This window comes from Sphingobium sp. FW305-3-2-15-F-TSA7 (assembly GCF_058787155.1).
Genome location: NZ_JBYSZM010000006.1, coordinates 9,704 through 28,678, shown reverse-complemented (window position 1 = coordinate 28,678; position 18,975 = coordinate 9,704). Strand labels below are relative to the sequence as shown.

Annotated in this window: 11 protein-coding genes; 9 read left to right on the top strand and 2 right to left on the bottom strand. The window is 64.6% G+C overall.

The genetic code is table 11. From position 1 onward, the window contains the following. Positions 1-69: 69 nt before the first annotated feature. The 6 genes from AC3WN8_RS05840 to AC3WN8_RS05815 all read left to right on the top strand — a co-directional run bounded on the left by AC3WN8_RS05840 (position 70) and on the right by AC3WN8_RS05815 (position 8,434). On the top strand, positions 70-2,043 hold the full coding sequence (locus AC3WN8_RS05840; protein WP_492668457.1) for a serine hydrolase domain-containing protein: 1,974 nt from the start codon (positions 70-72) through the stop codon (positions 2,041-2,043). Between the two features lie 22 nt (positions 2,044-2,065). Beyond that, positions 2,066-3,079, top strand: a complete 1,014-nt coding sequence (locus AC3WN8_RS05835) for a dipeptide epimerase (RefSeq protein WP_492668456.1) — start codon at positions 2,066-2,068, stop codon at positions 3,077-3,079. Then, positions 3,076-4,386 (top strand): metal-dependent hydrolase family protein, encoded by a 1,311-nt coding sequence (locus tag AC3WN8_RS05830; RefSeq protein ID WP_492668455.1) that lies wholly within the window; start codon positions 3,076-3,078, stop codon positions 4,384-4,386. The genes AC3WN8_RS05835 and AC3WN8_RS05830 overlap by 4 nt, the downstream gene beginning before the upstream one ends. A gap of 82 nt (positions 4,387-4,468) precedes the next feature. Continuing rightward, positions 4,469-5,602 carry a dipeptidase gene (locus AC3WN8_RS05825; protein WP_492668454.1) on the top strand — a complete coding sequence of 378 codons (1,134 nt, stop codon included), beginning with the start codon at positions 4,469-4,471 and terminating at the stop codon, positions 5,600-5,602. A 50-nt stretch (positions 5,603-5,652) separates the two neighbouring features. Beyond that, a complete protein-coding gene (locus AC3WN8_RS05820; RefSeq protein WP_492668453.1) occupies positions 5,653-6,693 on the top strand; it encodes an N-acetyltransferase DgcN family protein in 1,041 nt (346 codons plus the stop codon). A gap of 94 nt (positions 6,694-6,787) precedes the next feature. Then, on the top strand, positions 6,788-8,434 hold the full coding sequence (locus tag AC3WN8_RS05815) for an N-acyl-D-amino-acid deacylase family protein (protein WP_492668452.1): 1,647 nt from the start codon (positions 6,788-6,790) through the stop codon (positions 8,432-8,434). A 238-nt stretch (positions 8,435-8,672) separates the two neighbouring features. Here the strand turns inward: AC3WN8_RS05815 and AC3WN8_RS05810 are convergent, their stop codons facing one another. After that, the gene (locus tag AC3WN8_RS05810) at positions 8,673-10,175 is read right to left on the bottom strand and encodes an amidohydrolase family protein (protein ID WP_492668451.1); all 1,503 of its coding nucleotides are present in this window, start codon (positions 10,173-10,175) and stop codon (positions 8,673-8,675) included. Continuing rightward, the gene (gene bla, locus AC3WN8_RS05805; RefSeq protein WP_492668450.1) at positions 10,172-11,191 is read right to left on the bottom strand and encodes a class A beta-lactamase; all 1,020 of its coding nucleotides are present in this window, start codon (positions 11,189-11,191) and stop codon (positions 10,172-10,174) included. The genes AC3WN8_RS05810 and bla overlap by 4 nt, the downstream gene beginning before the upstream one ends. 291 nt (positions 11,192-11,482) lie before the next feature. Here bla and AC3WN8_RS05800 point away from each other — a divergent pair, with 291 nt between their 5' ends. The 3 genes from AC3WN8_RS05800 (at position 11,483) to AC3WN8_RS05790 (ending at position 18,941) form a co-directional block, all read left to right on the top strand. After that, the gene (locus AC3WN8_RS05800; protein ID WP_492668449.1) at positions 11,483-13,006 is read left to right on the top strand and encodes a serine hydrolase domain-containing protein; all 1,524 of its coding nucleotides are present in this window, start codon (positions 11,483-11,485) and stop codon (positions 13,004-13,006) included. Positions 13,007-13,168: 162 nt separating this feature from the next. After that, positions 13,169-15,925 carry a TonB-dependent receptor gene (locus tag AC3WN8_RS05795; protein ID WP_492668448.1) on the top strand — a complete coding sequence of 919 codons (2,757 nt, stop codon included), beginning with the start codon at positions 13,169-13,171 and terminating at the stop codon, positions 15,923-15,925. A 244-nt stretch (positions 15,926-16,169) separates the two neighbouring features. Beyond that, on the top strand, positions 16,170-18,941 hold the full coding sequence (locus tag AC3WN8_RS05790) for a TonB-dependent receptor domain-containing protein (protein ID WP_492668447.1): 2,772 nt from the start codon (positions 16,170-16,172) through the stop codon (positions 18,939-18,941). The last annotated feature ends 34 nt before the right edge of the window (positions 18,942-18,975 follow it).

Here is an 18,975-nt window from a genome sequence, read left to right as displayed (position 1 = left end):
GGCCGCCCGAGCGCAATCAATTGCCTTGCCGAACGGATCGCGGTGTATTTTTTGGGAAGGGGGTCGGTAATGAAGCGCCTGAAACTTGCGTTCGCCGCATTGATCGGCCTGACGGCGGCACCGGGCGCTACCCAGGCCCCCGCGCCGATCGCACCCAGAGCCGTTTCTCCACCCGCGGCCATCCCCGCGACACCCGTCGCCGGCGCGCGGGCGCTGACCAAGGCCGATGCCGACGCCTGGCTCGACGGATTCTTCCCCTACGCCCTTCAGCGCGGCGACGTCGCCGGCGGCGTCGTCGTGATCGTCAAGGACGGCCAGGTGCTGACCCAGCGCGGCTATGGCTTCTCCGACGTCGCAGGGCGCAAGCCCGTCGACCCCGACGCCACGATGTTCCGTCCGGGATCGGTGTCCAAGCTGTTCACCTGGACCTCGGTCATGCAGCTCGTCGAGCAGGGCAAGCTCGATCTCGACGCCGATGTGAACACCTATCTCGATTTCAGGATCCCGCCGCGCGACGGCAAGCCGATCACGCTGCGCAACATCATGACGCACACCGCCGGCTTCGAAGAGGCGTCCCGTGGGCTGGTGGCGGACACGCCCGCCCCCGCCCCGCTCGCGACCATGGTCAAGCGCTGGACGCCGAAGCGTATCTTCGATCCGGGCACGACCCCGGCCTATTCCAACTATGCCACGGCGCTTGCCGGCTATATCGTCCAGCGCGTCTCCGGCCTGCCGTTCGACGACTATGTCGAACGCAACATCTTCGGCCGGCTCGGCATGGCGCGCTCCACCTTCCGCCAGCCGCTGCCCGCCAATCTCCAGTCGCTGATGTCGAAAGGCTATATGCTGGGATCGGGCAAGCCGATGCCGTTCGAAGTGGTGGAGGCGGCGCCCGCCGGCAGCCTGTCGGCAACCGGCACCGATATGGCGCGCTTCATGATCGCGCATCTGGCGCAGGGCGGCCCGCTGCTTTCGCCGCAGACCGCGAACATGATGCACACCACGCATCTCGACGTCATCCCGCCGCTCAACCGCATGGCGCTGGGCTTTTACGAGCAGGACATGAACGGCCATCGCATCATCGCGCATGGCGGTGACACGCGCCTGTTCCACAGCGCGCTCTGGCTGTTCCTCGACGACCATGTCGGCATGTTCGTCTCGCTCAACAGTTCGGGCAAGGAAGGCGCGGCCGGCGCGATCCGCAGCGCATTGCTGACGCAGTTCGCCGACCGCTATTTCCCCGGCCAGCCCCGCGACAGCCGGGTCGACGCGAAGACCGCCGCAGAACATGTCCGGATGATCGCGGGCAACTACATCGTCAGCCGCCGCTCGCAATCGAGCTTCATGTTTACGGGCGCACTGCTCGGCCAGGTCACCGTCGGCGCCACGCCCGACGGATCGCTGCTGATCGAGGCCAACCGCACGCTCGGCGGCGCGCCGCGCAAATGGGTGGAGATCGCGCCGTTCGTCTGGCGCGAGGTCGGCGGCGACCTGCGGCTTGCCGCGAAGCTGGTCGACGGCAAGGTCGTCCGCTTCAGCTTCGATTCGACATCCCCGTTCATGCTCTTCGAACGCGCGCCCTGGTATGCCGACAAGAGCTGGCTCAATCCGCTGGCCTGGATCGCCTTCGCCATCCTGCTGATCACCGCTTTGTCCTGGCCCGCCGCCGCGATCGCCCGCCGCGTCTATGGCGCCGCGCTGCCGCTGACCGGGCAGGATCGCAACGCCTATCACCTCGTCCGCGGCTTCGCGCTGCTCGCCCTGCTGGTGCCGGCGGGCTGGGCCTATGCCTTCTCGGCGATGAGCGCGAGCTTCGCCAATCTCAACGGCCGGCTCGACTGGCTGATCATCCTGCTCCAGTCGGCGGGCCTGCTCGGTTTTGTCGGCCTGGTCGTCATCGCGCTGTGGAATGCGTGGCGCATCTGGCGGGGCAAACACGGCTGGACGGCCAGGATCTGGAGCCTTCTGGTCGCGCTCTCGGGAGCGATCATCCTGTGGGGCGCGGTCGGCTACGGCCTGATCGGCTTCGGTCTCAATTTCTGATCTCACTATGAAGGACCCGACAATGACTCTTTCCCTGGCCGTTACGGTCGAATCGCTGCCGCTGGCCAAGCCGTTCCGGATCTCCGGACACGTCTTCACCCAGTCGGACGTGGTTGTGGTGACGCTTTCCGACGGCACCGCCAGCGGACGCGGCGAAGCCTCGGGCGTCTATTATCTCTATGAGAACGCTCCTGCGATGGTGGCCGCGATCGAGCGGGTCCGCGGCGAAATCGAACAGGGCGTCACGCGAGAGGGGCTGCGCGACCTGCTGCCCCCGGGCGGCGCACGCAATGCCATCGACTGCGCGTTGTGGGAACTCGAAGCCCGCCGCACCGACCAACCGGTCTGGACGCTGGCGGGGCTGGAAGCGCCCAGACCGCTGCTCACCACCTTCACGCTCGGCGCCGACGATCCGGCGGTGATGGCTGAAGGCGCGCTGGGCTATGCCTCTGCGCGCGCGCTGAAGCTCAAGCTGACCGGCGATCTCGACATCGATATCGCGCGCGTTCGCGCCGTCCGGGCGGCGCGCCCCGAATGCTGGATAGGCGTGGACGCCAATCAGGGCTTTGCGATCGACGCGCTCGAGCCGCTGGTCGGCGCGCTCGTCGACGCCGATGTGAAATTGCTCGAACAGCCGCTGCCGCGCGGACGCGAGGCCGATCTCGACGGGTTCGAATGCCCGATCCCGATCGCCGCCGACGAAAGCGCCTTGTCGCTGGCCGATGTGCCCGGACTGGTCCGCCGCTTCGACGTCGTCAATATCAAGCTCGACAAATGCGGTGGCCTCACCGAGGGGCTGATGATCGCGCATGCCGCGCGCGAAGCGGGGCTGAGCGTGATGGTCGGCAATATGGTCGGGTCGAGCCTCGCCATGGCGCCGGCCTTCATCCTCGGACAGCTCTGCGACATCGTCGATCTCGACGGGCCGATCTTCCTGGCGTCCGACCGGACCCCCGCCATCGACTATAGCGGCGGCCTCGCCTGGTGCGACGAAGCGATCTGGGGCCGCACGGCCGAAATGGCGGTGCCGGCATGAGCGCGCTGAGCACCCTCCGCCGCCTGGCGACCGCCGCCGCGGCCACCGCGATCGTCTGGGGCGCGGCACCCGCCGCCGCGCAGGCGGACGGCGCCACCTATATCCAGGCCGGGCGGCTGCTCGCCGATCCGGCAAGCGGACGGGTGGACAGCAACAAGACCGTCGTCGTCCGTGACGGACGCATCGTCGAGATCCGCGACGGCTTTGTCGGCGAGGGCAAGGTGATCGACCTGCGCGACGCCTTCGTGCTGCCCGGCTTCATCGACAGCCATGTCCACATCACTTCGGAGAACGGACCGAACGCGCGCCTCGACGCGGTGACCAAGTCCGATTCCGACGTGCTGCTCGACGGCGTCGTCTATGCCAGGCGGACCGTCCGTGCCGGCTTCACCACCGTGATCGACCTGGGCGGCACGCCCGAAGTGACCTTCGCGATGCGCGACGCGATCGCCGCGGGCAAGATCATCGGCCCGCGGATGATTGCCGCCGGCGGGGTGGCGGCACATGGCGGCCATGGCGACATCCAGGGTTATCGCCAGGAGATCCTCGACCTGTACCGCTCGCCCACCTTGTGTTCGGGCGCCGACGATTGCGCGCGCGCGGTGCGCCAGGCGGTGCAGAGCGGCGCGGACATCATCAAGACGGCGTCGACCGGCGGGGTGATGTCGGCAACGGCGGCCGGCGTCGGCCAGCAGATGAGCGATGCCGAACTGACCTCGCTGGTCGAGACCGCGCACCGGCTGGGCCGGCAGGTCGCGGCACACGCGCACGGCACTGACGGCGTCAACGCGGCGCTGCGCGCGGGCGTCGATTCGATCGAGCACGGCACGTTCCTCGACGCCGAATCGATCCGCATGATGAAGGCCAAGGGCACCTATCTCGTCCCCACCCAGCTTGCCGGCGACACCGTGGCGCGCCAGGCCAAGACGGCCGAATGGATGCCCGCGCCGGTGCGCGCCAAGGCACTGCAGGTCGGTCCGCAGATGCTCGACATGGCCCGACGCGCGCGCGTCGGCGGCGTCAAGATCGCGTTCGGCACCGACAGCGGCGTTTCGGTGCATGGCGAGAATGCCAAGGAATTCGCGCTGCTCGTGCAGGCGGGCTTCACCCCGCTCGACGCGATCCGCGCGGCGACGGTCTGGGCGGCCGATCATGCCCGGCTGTCGGCCGAGATCGGCTCGATCGCGCCCGGCAAGGCCGCGGATATCGTCGCGGTGAAAGGCGATCCGCTGAACGACGTCCGCACGCTCGAAACCATGGCTTTCGTGATGAAGGGCGGCGTGGTCGCACGCGCCGTCGGCGAGTGAAGGTTTGACTTTTCATCTTGGGACAATATGATCCTGATCAGGATCGTAGAATCGGGGAGTGACAATGCAGCAGGATGTCAGAATGTCGCGGCGCCGGCTGCTGGGTGGCGGCGCGGCGGCAGTTGCCGCAGTCGCGGGTTTTCCGATGATCAATCTGGGCCAGTACCGGTTGAACGCGGCGTCGCCCAAGACCTATTCGAAGCGGGCGATCGACCTGGTGCGCAAGTCGCTGGTGATCGACATGCTGGCGCCGATCAAGCTCGACTTCCGCCCCGAATATTTCGCGGCACCGCTGAGCGAGAAGGACGCCGCCGAATTCCGCGCCAGCGGCATCACCGGTTTCCACAACGCCGTCGGTGTCGGCGGCGCGGACGCCCGCTCCAGCGTGCTGGAATGGATGAACGCGTGGCAGGGCTTTGCCGGCCGCAATTCGCACGTCTTCTCGCTGGTCGGCCTCGGCACCGATCTCGACCGCGCCAAGCGCGAGGGCAAATGCGCGGTGATCATGGGCCTGCAGAATTCGGATCACTTCGAAACCGTCGCGGACGTGAAGACCTTCTACCAGCTCGGCCAGCGCTGCTCGCAGCTCACCTATAACAGCCAGAACCGGCTGGGATCGGGCAGCACCGACCGGGTCGACGGCGGCATCAGCGACTATGGCGCCGCGATCATCAAGGCGATGAACGAAGTCGGCATGCTCGTCGACGTCTCGCATTCGGGCGACAAGACGACGCTCGACGCGATCGACATCTCGACCAAGCCGATCGCGATCACGCACAGCAATTGCCGCGTGCTCAACGACCATCCCCGGCTGAAGCGCGACGAGGCGATCCTGGCGCTCGGCAAGAAGAACGGCGTGATGGGCATCACCGGCGTTCGCAATTTCGTCAGCGGCAAGGAACCGACGACGATCGTCGAGATGGTCAATCATATCGACCATGTCGTGAAGCTGATCGGCGTCGACCATGTCGGCATCGGCTCCGATGCCGATCTCAACGGCTATGACGACATGCCGGCCGATCAGTACAAGATGCTCAAGAGCGGCTACAAGGAAAGCTACGCCTTTCGCGACAAGCTCGACACCGACGGCTTCGACCATCCGATGAAAATGTTCGACCTCACCGAGGAGCTTATCCGCCGCAATTATTCCGACGCCAACATCTCAGCAATTCTCGGCGGCAATTTCCGTCGCCTGCTGGGCGATACCTGGGTTTGACCCCTTCCATTTCCACACGGTCCAAAACGGACCACAGACAGAGTACTCGCATGAACGCTCAATTCGATCCCGAGCAGGGATCAGCCATTCGACTTCCCCAGCCCTACCTGCTGTTCCTCGCGGACACAGTGGAGCCCGGCTTCGCCAAGACGGCATTCGGTCTGCGCGACTGGGCGGGCGACAAATGCGTCGGCGAGTTCAGCATCGGTGCCACGGTCACCACCGGCCTGCCGCACATGACGCCGGCCCAGGCCTATGCGGCCGGCGCCCGCGCGCTCGTCATCGGCGTCGCCAATAGCGGCGGCGTACTCGCACCGAACTGGATCGCCTCGCTGGTCGAGGCGCTCGAAGCAGGCCTCGACATCGTCAGCGGCATGCACGTCCGGCTGAGCGACATTCCGCAGCTCGACGACGCCGCCACGCGGCTCGGTCGCCGCCTGATCGACATCCGCGTTCCCCCCGCCAGCCTGCCCGTCGGCACGGGCCGCAAGCGTTCGGGCAAGCGCATCCTGACGGTGGGCACCGATTGCGCGCTCGGCAAGAAATACACCGCGCTCGCGCTGGCCAGCGCCATCGCCGAGCGCGGGGTTTCCGCCGATTTCCGTGCGACCGGCCAGACCGGCATCATGATCGCCGGCGGTGGCATGCCGATGGACGCCGTGGTCTCCGATTTCGAGGCGGGCGCCGCTGAAATCCTCAGCCCCGACGCCGCCGACGATCACTGGGACGTGGTCGAGGGCCAAGGCTCGCTCTACCACCCCGCCTATGCCGCGGTCTCGCTCGGCCTGCTCCACGGCAGCCAGCCCGATGTGATCGTGGTCTGCCACGAGCCCGGCCGCACCGAGATGCTCGGCACGGCGGGATATGCGGTCCCGTCGATCGAAGAGACGATCGAACTCAACCTGATCCTCGGTCGGCGCACCAATCCCAATATCCGATGCGGCGGCATCTCGATGAACACGTCGAAGCTCACCGCCGAGGAAGCCGAGCGCGTGATGGCCGCCGAAAGCGAGCGGCTGGGTCTGCCCGTCGCCGATCCCATCCGCGGCGGCGAGGCGTTCGCCGCGCTCGTCGAGAACTGCCTGAAATGAACATGGCCGGGGCCATGGCGGACGCGCGACGAGCGTGCCCACCTGGCCCCGGCTTCATGCCGATCACCGCCTCCCGTCCCCAGGAGTTTCCCCAATGACGCTCTTTCCGCGCACCCTGGGCCGCGCGCTGCTGCTCGGTTGCACCGCCGCGCTGCTCGCCTCCAATGCCTCGGCCCAATCCGGCGCGCCCGAATATGACATCGTCATCCGTGGCGGGCGCGTGCTCGACGGCGCGGGCAATCCCTGGGTGAGCGCCGATGTCGGCATCAAGGACGGCCGCGTGGCGAAGGTCGGCACGATCACCGCGCGCGGCAAGCGCGAGATCAATGCGCAGGGCCGCTATGTCGCGCCCGGCTTCATCGACATGATGGACCAGTCCGGCGAAGTGCTGCTCGAAAACGGCGCGGCCGAGAACAAATTGCGCCAGGGCGTGACCACCGTGATCGCGGGCGAAGGCGGCACCCCCGTCGAGGCCGCGAAGATCCCCGACTATTTCAAGCAGCTCGAAACCCAGGGCATCGGCGTCAATTTCGGCACCTATTACGCCACCCACCAGGCGCGCATGCAGATCATGGGCGACAAGGCGGGCGCGCCCACCCCGGCGCAGATGGCGGCGATGGAGAAGGAAGTCGGCATCGCGATGCGCGCGGGCGTCTTCGGCATCACCAGCGCGCTCATCTATCCGCCGAGCAGCTTCCAGACCACCGAGGACCTGATCAAGCTCGCCAAGGTCGCCTCGCAGTGCAACGGCTTCTACGCCACGCACATGCGCGAGGAGAGCTCCAAGCTGATCCCCGCGATCGAAGAAGCGATCGCGATCGGCGAGAAGGGCGGCGTCAAGGTCGAGATCTTCCACCTCAAAAACGCCTATGCGCCGCAATGGGGCAAGGGCATGCCCAAGGCGGTCGCGCTGGTCGACAGCGCCCGCGCCCGCGGCGTCGATATCGCGGCGGACATGTATCCCTATACCGCCGGAGGAACCGGGGTCGAGATCACCGTGCCCAACTGGGTCTGGGCCGACGGCGTCGAAAAAGGCATCGAACGGCTGAAGGATCCCGCGGTCCGCGCCAAGCTGAAGCAGCAGGTGGCCGCCGGATCGATGTCCGACTGGTCGAATCTGGTCGAGGCTTCGGGCGGCTGGGACAAGGTGGTGCTCGCCAATCCGCAGAACCCCAAATATGAGAAGTTCAACGGCAAGAGCTTCGCCGAAATCGGCGCGGCACTGGGCATCGACCCGGCCGACGCGGCATGGGACATTGTGGTCGCGGCATATCCCAAACGCTCGATGGCGCTTTATTTCATGATGAGCGAGCAGGATATCGAGGCCGCCCTGCGCCAGTCCTGGGTCAGCATCGGCAGCGATGCCGGCGCCTCCGCCACGCCGGGCAAGGTCGACACGCTCGGCCTGCCCCATCCGCGTTCCTACGGCACCTTCCCGCGCGTCATCGCCGAATATGTGAAGCGCCGCCCGATCCTGACGCTCGAACAGGCGGTGCGCAAGATGACCGGCTGGCCGGCACAGCGCATGGGGCTGAGCGATCGCGGCCTGATCCGCCAGGGCATGCGCGCCGACGTCGTGGTGTTCAATTACGACAAGCTCGACGACGTCGCGAGCTGGAAGAATCCGACCGATTATCCGACGGGCATCGACACGGTGATCGTCAACGGCGCGGTCGCGCTCGACCAGGGCAAGCTCGACAACGTCAAGGCCGGAGCGGTGCTGCGCCACGCGTGTAGCTGACAGCTTTCGAAAGCTCCCAGCGACCAGGGCGGTCCCGCAAGGGGTCGCCCTGGTTTTTTGTGGGTGTCTCATGGCAAGCAAGCCCGGCTATTATCGCCAACACCCCGTTCGGGCTGAGCTTGTCGAAGCCCTGCCTTTTCTTCTGGCCCAAGGTAGAAGGACAGGGCTTCGACAAGCTCAGCCCGAACGATGTGAGTGCCGGTTCGGCAGGGCCCGCGAACCGGCCCCGTGCGAAGCCTTACTGCCCCTTCGCCGTCCCCGTGATCGCCTCGCCGGGGAAAACCTTCTCCACCAGCTTGCCGTCGCGCACCACGGGCTGGCCGTTGACCAGCACATGACGGAAACCGACCGAGGCCTGCATCGGCTTCTGGAAAGTCGCGACATCGCTGACGGTGGCGGGGTCGAAGATGGCGATGTCCGCGTCGGCGCCCACCTTCAGCCGCCCCTTCTTCGCCATTTGCGGCGAAACCGCCTCCAGCCGCTGCGCGGGCATCAGCGCCATCTTGCGCAGCGCCGCCATCAGATCCAGCGTCTTGCGTTCGCGGACATAGCGGCCAAGCACGCGGCCATAGGTGCCGGCGCCGCGCGGATGCTCGCCCGACGTGACCCAGGGCATGCCGTCGGACGCGATCGAGATTTCGGGCTCCGCGATGATCGCGTCGACCACATCCTCCGGGATCATGTGGATGACGACCGCCGCATTGGGCTGTTCGCGGCGATAGCGTTCGAAGCTGTCCTTGGTCAGCCGTTCGCCCGTCGCGGGCCATTGCAGGTCGCCATAGCCGATGCCTGAACGCTCCTGCCAGCCGTCGCGGAAGAACTCGGAGCCGATCGAAGTGCTGCCCGCCGTATAGGGATAGGCCTCCGACGTGATGTCCATGCCGCGCTGGCGCGCGCGCTTGACCATGTCGATCAGGGTTGGCGTATCGCGCAGGCCCGTCGAATGGAGATGCACGATCTGCAGGGGAGCGCCGGTGATCGCCGCATTGGCGATCACTTCCTGCGCCACCGCGATCGGTACGCCGGGCGCGGGATCGAGCGGACGGCTGCGGACATGGACAAAGACCGGCGCGCGCGTCGCCGCCGCCGCCTTGAAGATGTCGTAGATCTCGCCGCGGCTCGCCCCGGGCGTATATTCGATGCCCAGGCCATAGCCGAGCGCGCCGGCCGCCACCTCGCGGTCGAGCGCGGCGACGATCGCGCGTTGCTGTTCCGGTGTCGCGGCCGCGGTATAGGCCCTGCGATCGCTCGTCTCGCCGCCATCATTGATCGCGAAATGGCCGTGGCAAGGCGCATTGGCGATCACTTCCATCCGTGCGCACTGATGCGATGCGGTGGCGCCGAAATTGGTCAGCGCCTTGCCCGAAAGCGCGGCGATGAAAGGCGCGATCGGCATCGCCCCGCCTTCCGCGTCGATCGCGGTCGTGACACCGTCGAGCACCTGATAATATTCGCCCTTCGGATTCTGCCCATGGGCGTGGAGATCGACGAAACCGGGCGCGACCACCAGGTTCTTCGCGTCGATCATCCGGCGCCCCTTGATCGCGTCCGTCGTGATCGCCGCGATGCCGCGGCCATTGATGCCGATATTGGCCACCTCATCACGCCCGCTTTCGGGATCCATGACGCGGCCATTGGCGATCACGATGTCGTAGGTCTGCGCGGCCGCCGGCGCTGCGACCGCAAGCGCGGCAAGCCCCGCAGCAGCGAAAAACCGCGTCTTGATGCTCAGCCCTCTCACTTCACGGGTGCCGAGAAGAGGAAATAGTCATGCACCGAGCGTGCGATCTCGGCGATCGCGCGCTCGCGGTCGGCGACCGGCGCCGCGCTCTTCTTCACATAGACGGCAATGACGATCTGGCCGGCGCCGCCGGGCAAGGTGAGCACGCCGGTATCGTTGACTGTGCCGCCGATCGTGCCGGTCTTGTTGGCGACCTTCGTGCCCGGTGGCATCTTGCCGCGCAGTCGCGCCCCACCCGTGCGGCAGCGTTCCATGATCCCGATCAGCGCCTTTGTGCTTTCCGCAGACAGCGCCTTGCCGGAGAAGATGCGGGTGAGCAGCGTGCCCATCGCCTCAGGCGTGCTGGTGTCGCGCGGATCATTGTCGAAGGCGGGATCGGGCAGGCTCCCCTTGCGCTCTATATCGGGATTGGCCTTCGCCGCCGCTTCGAACGCTTCGGCCAACGGGCCGGGGCCGACACCGAAGAAATCGCGCAGCAGGCCGGCGGTGTCGCGATCGATGCGCTGGCCGGTCACGCCCTGCGCGCGGACCCAGGCGGTGACGACGGCCGGGCCGCCCGCGGCCTTGGTCAGCACGTCGGTCGCGGTGTTGTCGCTCTGCGTCAGCATCAGTTCGAGCAGATTGTAGACCGACAGGCTCACGCCGGGATGGATCAGCCGGTCGGCGATCACTTCAGACGGCGAGAACATGTCCATCGGCACATCGAGCATCTGGTCGAGCTTCAGTTCGCCCTTGTCGACGCGCTCGAAAATCCTGCCCGCCACCGCAACCTTGAAGGTACTGGCCATCGGAAACGCCTCGTTGCCGTTGAGCAGGATGCGCGGCCCCTTTCCATCGAGCCGCCAGGCGGCGACGCCGACAACGCCGCCCGAACCCTGGGCAAGGCGCGCAATCTGCTGATCGAGACCGGCGGTCGACGCCGACTGAGTCGCCGATTGCGCCATCACGGGCGCCGCGACTCCGGCCGTAGCCAGCAAAAGCGGCAAAAGCGCAAGCCGAAGCTTTTGATTCAACATGAAAAACTCTCCCTAGATCCGGCGAGCATATGGTGGGTGACAGGCAAGCCATGCCGGACAGGCTCGCCGAAAATTCTCTGATCAGGACATTCGCGCCAACGACTTTCGAATGCAACAAAAAGAATATTCGATATTAACTCATTGATATTATATATATTTCTATTCTATTTCGAATTTTTTTCACTGATTTGGCAATATCCCAATAGGAAAATTACATCCCAATGTGTAGCGTCCGCGCCGTGCAGGGTCGAACTTGCGGCGTGAATGGAGAGTCGTGTGACGAATGGGCTGATGCGAGATGCAACGCGGTCTGGCGGGCGGTCTGGCGGGCTGTCGAAGTTTCTGACCGGAACGGCGATCGGCCTTTCGCTCGTGCTGGGCTCGGTCTCGCCGGGATTCGCGCAGAGCGCCCCCGCTGCCAGGACGGCGGCTGTCACGATCGACCCGGCGCGCCTCGCCGGCCTGGCCGAGTTCGTCGACGGAATCATGGCGCAGCAGATCGCGACGCGTGAAGTCGCCGGCGCGGTGGTCACGGTGGTGTCGAAGGGCAAGGTGCTGTTCTCGCGCGGCTATGGCTATGCCGATATCGACCGGAAAATCCCCGTCGACGGCGAAAAGACGCTGTTCCGCCCCGGTTCGGTCTCCAAGCTGTTCACCTGGACCGCGCTGATGCAGCAGGTCGAGCAGGGCAAGGTGAAGCTCGACGATCCGATCGACAAATATCTCGACTTCACCATCCCGACGAATGGGCAGACCCGCCCGATCCTGGTCAGGCACCTGCTCGATCATTCGCCGGGCTTCGAGGATCTGGGCGGCATCACCACCGACGATGTTTCGGGGCTGATTCCGCTCGACACTTTCCTCAAGGATCCGAAGAATATCCCGACGCGCGTCCGCGAGCCGGGGGTCGAAACATCCTATTCCAACTATGGCTCGGCGATCGCCGGCTATATCGTCCAGCGCGTCTCGGGCGAGAAATTCGCCGATTATATCGACAAGCATATCTTCGGCCCGCTCGGCATGAAGAGCGCGACGTTCCGCGAGCCGCTGACCGGCGATCGCGCCGCGAACATGGCGAACGGCTACAAGCTGGTCGACGGCAAGCTCGTCGCCAAGCCCTTCGAGCTCTATTCGAACATCATGCCCGCGGGGTCGGTCTCTGCCACGGGGCCGGACCTGGCGCGCTTCATGCTCGCGCATCTCGGCAATGGACGCCTGGGCAATGTCCAGATCCTCAAGCCCGAGACGATGCGCCTGATGCGCACCGACCTGACCCGCAACGCACCGGCGCTGCAGCCGATGGCACATGGCTATATGGTCGTGCGCGAACAGGGCCCGCGCCTGATCGGCCATGGTGGCAACACCGCCGATTTCCATTCCTATATGGTGCTGGCGCCCGAAGCCGATTTCGGCTTCTTCGTGTCGACCACGGGCGGCCAGGGCAGCTATGGCGGCCGAACCGAACTGATGAACGCGATGATCGGCCGGGTCTTCCCCGTGGCGCCCGCGCCGCGCTGGACCGGCACCGCCGCGCCGACGGTCGGGGCGTATCGCACCAATCGCCGCACCTATAGCGATCCGCCGCGGCCCGAATTCGACATCAAGGTGTCGGCGGACGGCGCGCACGGCCTGATCACCGACGCCGGCGGCACCAAGACCTATTGGGAACAGATCGGCCCGGAGATCTACGAGCAGGTGACCGGCGCACGCCAGGGCGGCCCATATGAGCGGCTCCAATTCTACGGCCCGGCCGGCGACCGCAAAATGTCGTTCAGCTCACAGCCGCACGTGCTCTTTCGGTTGGTGAAACCGTAAGGCGGGTGGTCGATATCGATTTTCTCTTTTAGAAACTTATATCCTGATTGGGTCCAGTTTTAGACCCGACGACCGGCTTCGGCCAAAACAGGCGTCAAACAGCACGCAAACTCGCGAAGACGAGTCCGGCTCGCGACGCCATATACAAAAGGGAACCACAGCATGACCTCCCCATCCCAGACCCGTTGGTGTACCTTGTCACGTGGCGGCAGCGCGCTCGCGCTGGGCGTCGCCCTCGCCTTTGCCGCGCCGGCCTTCGCGCAGACTGCGCCACAGGAAGCACAGGCCGAAGAAGGCTCCAGTGAAATCGTCATCACCGGATCGCGCATCAGCACCGCCGGCTTCGACGCACCGACCCCGACGACGGTGATCGGCGTCACCGAGTTGCAGCAGGCCGGCCGCACCGACATCGGCGCTTCGCTCGCCGATCTTCCGCAATTCCGCCAGACGCAGAGCGCAACCTCGACCAACACCGTGACGTCGTCCGGCCAGACCCCGGCCGACCTGCGCGGCCTGGGCGCGGCACGCACGCTCGTGCTGATCAACAACCGCCGCTATGTCAGCTCGAACGATCTCCAGACCGTTCCCTATTCGCTGATCAAGCAGATCGACGTCGTCACCGGCGGCGCCTCGGCCGCCTATGGTTCGGGCGCCGTCGCCGGCGTCGTCAACCTGCTGCTCGACGACAATAAGGAAGGCTTCGAGCTCGGCGCGCAGACCGGCATCTCGTCGCGCGGCGACGGTCAGAAATATCTGTTCGAAGGTTCGGCGGGCTTCAAATTCGCCGACGGCCGCGGCCACTTCATGATCGGCGGCGACTATCTGAAGGACAAGGGCATCATCCCGGGCAATGCGCGCCCGCTGATCGGCTCGACCGCCCTGTATGCCGGCCCCGACAATAAGCTGCTCTTTCCGACCGCGAACATCCATGAATCGCAACGCAGCGAAGGCGGCCTGATCCGTTCTGGTGTTTTTGCCGGACAGACCTTCAATCCTGACGGTTCGCTGCGGCCCTTCCAATTCGGCATCGTCCGTAACGATTCAACGACCATGATCGGCGGCGAAGGTTATAATATCGACCAATATCGTTCGCTGGCGGCACCGATCGAGCGCGGCAACGTCTTCGCCCGCGCCAGCTACGATCTGACCGACACGCTCAAGATCTGGGTCGAAGGCGGTTATAACAAGGTCTGGAACGAGCGCGTCTTCTTCCCCGATCTGGGCGTCGGTCAGCTCGACTTCTCGACGACCAACCCCTATCTGACTGCGGCGCAACGCGCGACGTTCGCCGCGGCGGGCGAGACAAGCTTCCGGATGGGCCGCGTACTCACCGATATGTCACTCGCGCGTTATCGCTATGATCGCGAGACGATCCAGGGAGCGATCGGCTTTGATGGCTCTTTCGGCGACGGCAAGTGGCGCTACAACGCGTATTTCAGCCATGGCGAACGCACCGAAGACCAGAAGCTACTGGGCCTGACCAAGAAGGCGGAGTTCGCCAAGGCGATCAACGCTGTGTCGAGCGGCGGGCAGATCGTCTGCGCGGTCAATGCCGATGCGATCACCTCCAATGACGATCCGGCGTGCCGTCCGCTCAACCTGTTCGGTTCGGGTCGCGCCGACCCCGCCGCGATCGCCTATTCGACGGGCGTTTGGAATGCGGTCACCAAGACCTGGCTCGACAGCGCGGGCGCCAGCATCAGCGGCGAACCGTTCGAACTGTGGAACCTGCCGGTTTCGTTCGCCATCGGCGGCGAATATCGCGAGGAATCCTTCCAGACCTTGTATGACGCCAATTCGCTGCTCGGCAACTTCAACACGATCAACGGCGTCAATATCCCGAAGATCGGCAACAATGTGAAGGAGGGATTCGCCGAAGTCGCGGTCCCGCTGCTCGCCAACCTGCCGCTCGTCGACAAGCTGGTGCTCAATGCCGCGGCGCGTATTTCTGACTACAGCACCGGCGGTTCGATCTGGTCGTGGAAAGTCGGCGGCGTCTGGGACGTGACCGAAGGCATCAAGCTGCGTGCGACCCGCTCGCGCGACATCCGTGCCGCGAACCTGACGGAATTGTTCAGCCAGCGCTCGACACTTTTCACCACCGTGCAAGACACGGGGCGCGGGGAACCAGGTAAACACCCGTCAGCGTCGGTCATCCTGTACACAGGCGGCAACCCCAATCTGAAGCCTGAGATCGCCAATACCCTCACACTGGGTGGTGTCGTATCGCCACTGTCCGGTCTCGATTTCTCAGTCGATTACTACAATATCAAGATCGACGACGTCATCACGACCCTGACCGCGCAGCAGATCGTCAACGGCTGCTATGGCCAGAAAAACCAGGGTGCCTGCGCGCAGCTCGAACGCGACGGAAACGGCGTGCTGACCGTGATCAATGCATCGTACATCAACGTCGCCAAGTTCAAGAACACGGGCGTCGATTTTGAAGCGTCCTACCGCACGCGCCTAGACGGCATCGGCCTGCCTGGCCAGTTGCGTCTCCGCGCATTGGCCAACTATGTCGATTCGCTGATCATCGACAACGGCGTCATCAAGATCAACGGCGCCGGCTATGTGGGTTCGCAGGCGGTGTTCCTGGTTCCCAAATGGCGCGGCACCCTGACCGCGAACTATGAGAGCGATCGGTTCGGCGCGGACCTCCGCGCTCGTTACATCAACGGCAGCGGTTTTGCGCCGAACGAGGTGGTGGCCAATGTGCAACATAATCGCATCAGTGCCCGCACCTATGTCGATCTGGGCGCACGTGCCTATATTCCCTATGGCGACGGCAATCGCCTGACGGTTTATGGCAGCATCCAGAACCTGTTCGATCGCAAGCCGCCATTGGCCGCCGTCAGCTCGCCCTATTACGATCTGATCGGCCGTTACTTCACCTTCGGGGTTCGCGCGAACTTCTGACCGCGAGCGACGCGGGCAGGCTTGTCACAAGCAAGTCTGCCCGTCGTCTCGGCCGAACATGCCATTTCGAAAACGGCGCACCCATAACCAGACATTATAGCCCACAGAGAAATTTTTTATCCTGATCAGGATATTCTTCTAGACTTATTGCAATCCACGCCCGATGCTGACCAGACGCGGAGCCAGAAGCCGCACACAGATGTGCTCGGCTCACGCGGCAAATTAGAAAACAAAGGGACGGTATATGACTTCTGCAATCCAATCTCGTTGGCGATCGCTTTCCCATGGCGGTAGTGCCATCGCGCTTGGCGTCGCCATCGCATTCTCCGCGCCCGCCTTCGCACAGACCGCGCCCGACCAGACCGAAGCCGCCGATGCCGACCAGGCCGGCAGCGAAATCGTCGTCACCGGATCGCGCGTCGATCGCGCCGGCTTCGATGCGCCGACACCGACCACCGTGGTCGGCGAAGTCGAGCTGCGCCAGGGCGCGCGCCCGAGCATCGCCGCGGTGCTGAACGACCAGCCGCAATTCCGCGCGACCTCCACCCCCGCCAGCACGGTGGGCAATACCAATTCCAGCGCATCGACCGCCGACCTTCGCGGTCTTGGCGCGGTGCGCACGCTGACGCTGCTCAACGGCCGCCGCTTCTCCGGCAGCGGCGACCTCAACAACATCCCGATGAGCGTGATCAAGCGCGTCGAGGTCGTCACCGGCGGCGCATCCGCCGCCTGGGGTTCGGGCGCGGTCGCGGGCGTGGTCAACATCATCCTCAATGACGATTTCGAGGGCGTCGAACTGGGCGCCAATGCGGGCGTCTCGGGGCATGGCGACGCCAATCGCTACACCTTCAACGGCAGTTTCGGCACCAAGTTCGCCGACGATCGCGGTCATTTCATGGTCGCGGCCGAATATGTCGACGACAAGGGCGCCTGGGGTCGTGACGGCAGCGAGCGGCCGAATCTGGATGCTTCGCTGTTCTCGCTCAACGGCCAGCTCTCGCTCCAGAACAATGTGAACTACGCCAACGCCACGCCGGGCGGGATCATCATGACCGGCATCCTCGGCGGCCAGGCGTTCAATCCCGACGGCACGCTCAGCCGGTTCGGCTATGGCGCGGTCAGCAGCCCCAGTGCACCCAACCTGCCGGGCACACTGCCCACCACCACGATCGGCGGCAACGGGCGCAGCCAATATGACTATCTGAGCGTGTCTTCGCCCTATGAGCGTTTCAACGTCTTCGCACGGGCCAGCTACGAAATCAGCGACGCCGCCAAGATCTGGATCGACGGCAGCTATACGAAGATCCAGGCCAATTTCAGCTTCTTCCCAGATATCGCCCGGGTGAATCCCTTGACCGCGACGTCGGCGGCATCGGGCGGCTTCGTCATCCAGCGCGACAATGCCTATCTTTCGCAAACAATCCGGAATCAGCTCACCGCCGCGGGCGAGACGAGTTTCCGCCTCGGCCGCATCCTCGCCGATATCGGTCCGATGGGTCTGCTGACCTATGGCTATGAGCGCGAGAACAAGGAAGGCGCGATCGGCATCGACGGCAATCTGGGCGGTAGCTGGAAATACAGCGCCTATTATGGCCATGGCGAAGCGACCAATTGGCAGACGCTGAAGAATCAGCGGATCACCGCCAATTTCGCCAATGCGATCGATGCAGTCGCCGGTCCCAATGGGCCGATCTGCCGGATCGCGCTGACCAATCCCAACACGCCCTGCCGCCCGCTCAATATCCTGGGCGAAGGCAATGCGTCGGCCGACGCGATCGCCTACGCCTTCGGCAACGGATCGAACCGGACCGTAACCAAGCTCGACACGACGGGCGTCAGCCTGCGCGGCGATATCTTCTCGACCTGGGCCGGACCGGTCTCGATCGCGGTCGGCGCCGAAGCACGCTGGGAAAGCCAGGTGACCGGCGATGTCGATCCTCTGTCCAAGACAAACTCTTTCGCGACGCTCAACTTCAGCAGCCTGAAGGGCGGTTTCAACGTCAAGGAAGGCTTTGCCGAGGTCGTGCTGCCGCTGCTCAATGCGGAAGGTACGGCGACGCTCGATCTGAACGGTGCCGCGCGCTACAGCGATTACAGCAATAGCGGCGGTATCTGGTCGTGGAAGATCGGTGCGACCAGCAAGCTGCTCGACAGCGTGCTGCTGCGCGCCGTCCGCTCGCGCGATATCCGCTCGCCCAGCATCGGCGAACTCTTCACGACGCGGACCACCAACATCCAGACGATCACGGATCCGAAGCGGAACAAGGAAGTCTACGAGGTCTTCCGCTATGGCGGCGGCAATCCCGATCTGGTGCCCGAAATCGCCGAAACGACGACGATCGGCGCGTCCTTCTCGCCGAAATTCATTCCCCGGTTCAATTTCTCGGTCGATTTCTACAAGATCAAGATCGACAAGGTGATCGGATCGCTGACCGCACAGGACATCATCAACCAGTGCGACAAGGGCAATCAGATACTGTGCGCCGCGATCATCCGTGACTCCTCGAACAAGATCACGGAGGTCCGTGCGACCAACCTGAACCTCGCGAGCTACAAGACGCAGGGCATCGATTTCGAAGCGTCCTATGTCCAGCCGCTCGATGCGGGCTCGCTGCGCTTCCGCGCGCTGGCGACCTATGTCGACAAGCTGATCATCAATGACGGTCTCAGCACCTATGATCGTGCCGGCGATGTCGGCGACAATGCCGCCTTCACCACGCCGAAATGGCGCGGCACCGGCAGCATCACCTATCAGGGCAATGACGTGAACGTCGACCTGCGTGTCCGCTATGTCGGCGGCGGCAAATACAACCATCTCCAGGCGATCACGAACAACGACATCAAGAGCCGCACCTATGTGGATCTTGGCGCCCAGTTCAACGTGGCCGAGAATTTCTCGCTGAACGCCACCGTCAACAACCTGTTCGATCGTGCGCCGCCGTACGTGACCTACACGTCGGCGATCTACGATGTGATCGGCCGCTATTTCCAGGTCGGTGCAAAAGTTCGTTTCTAGGCTTCCCTTGGCCTAGAGCGTGGGGGGGGGGGGG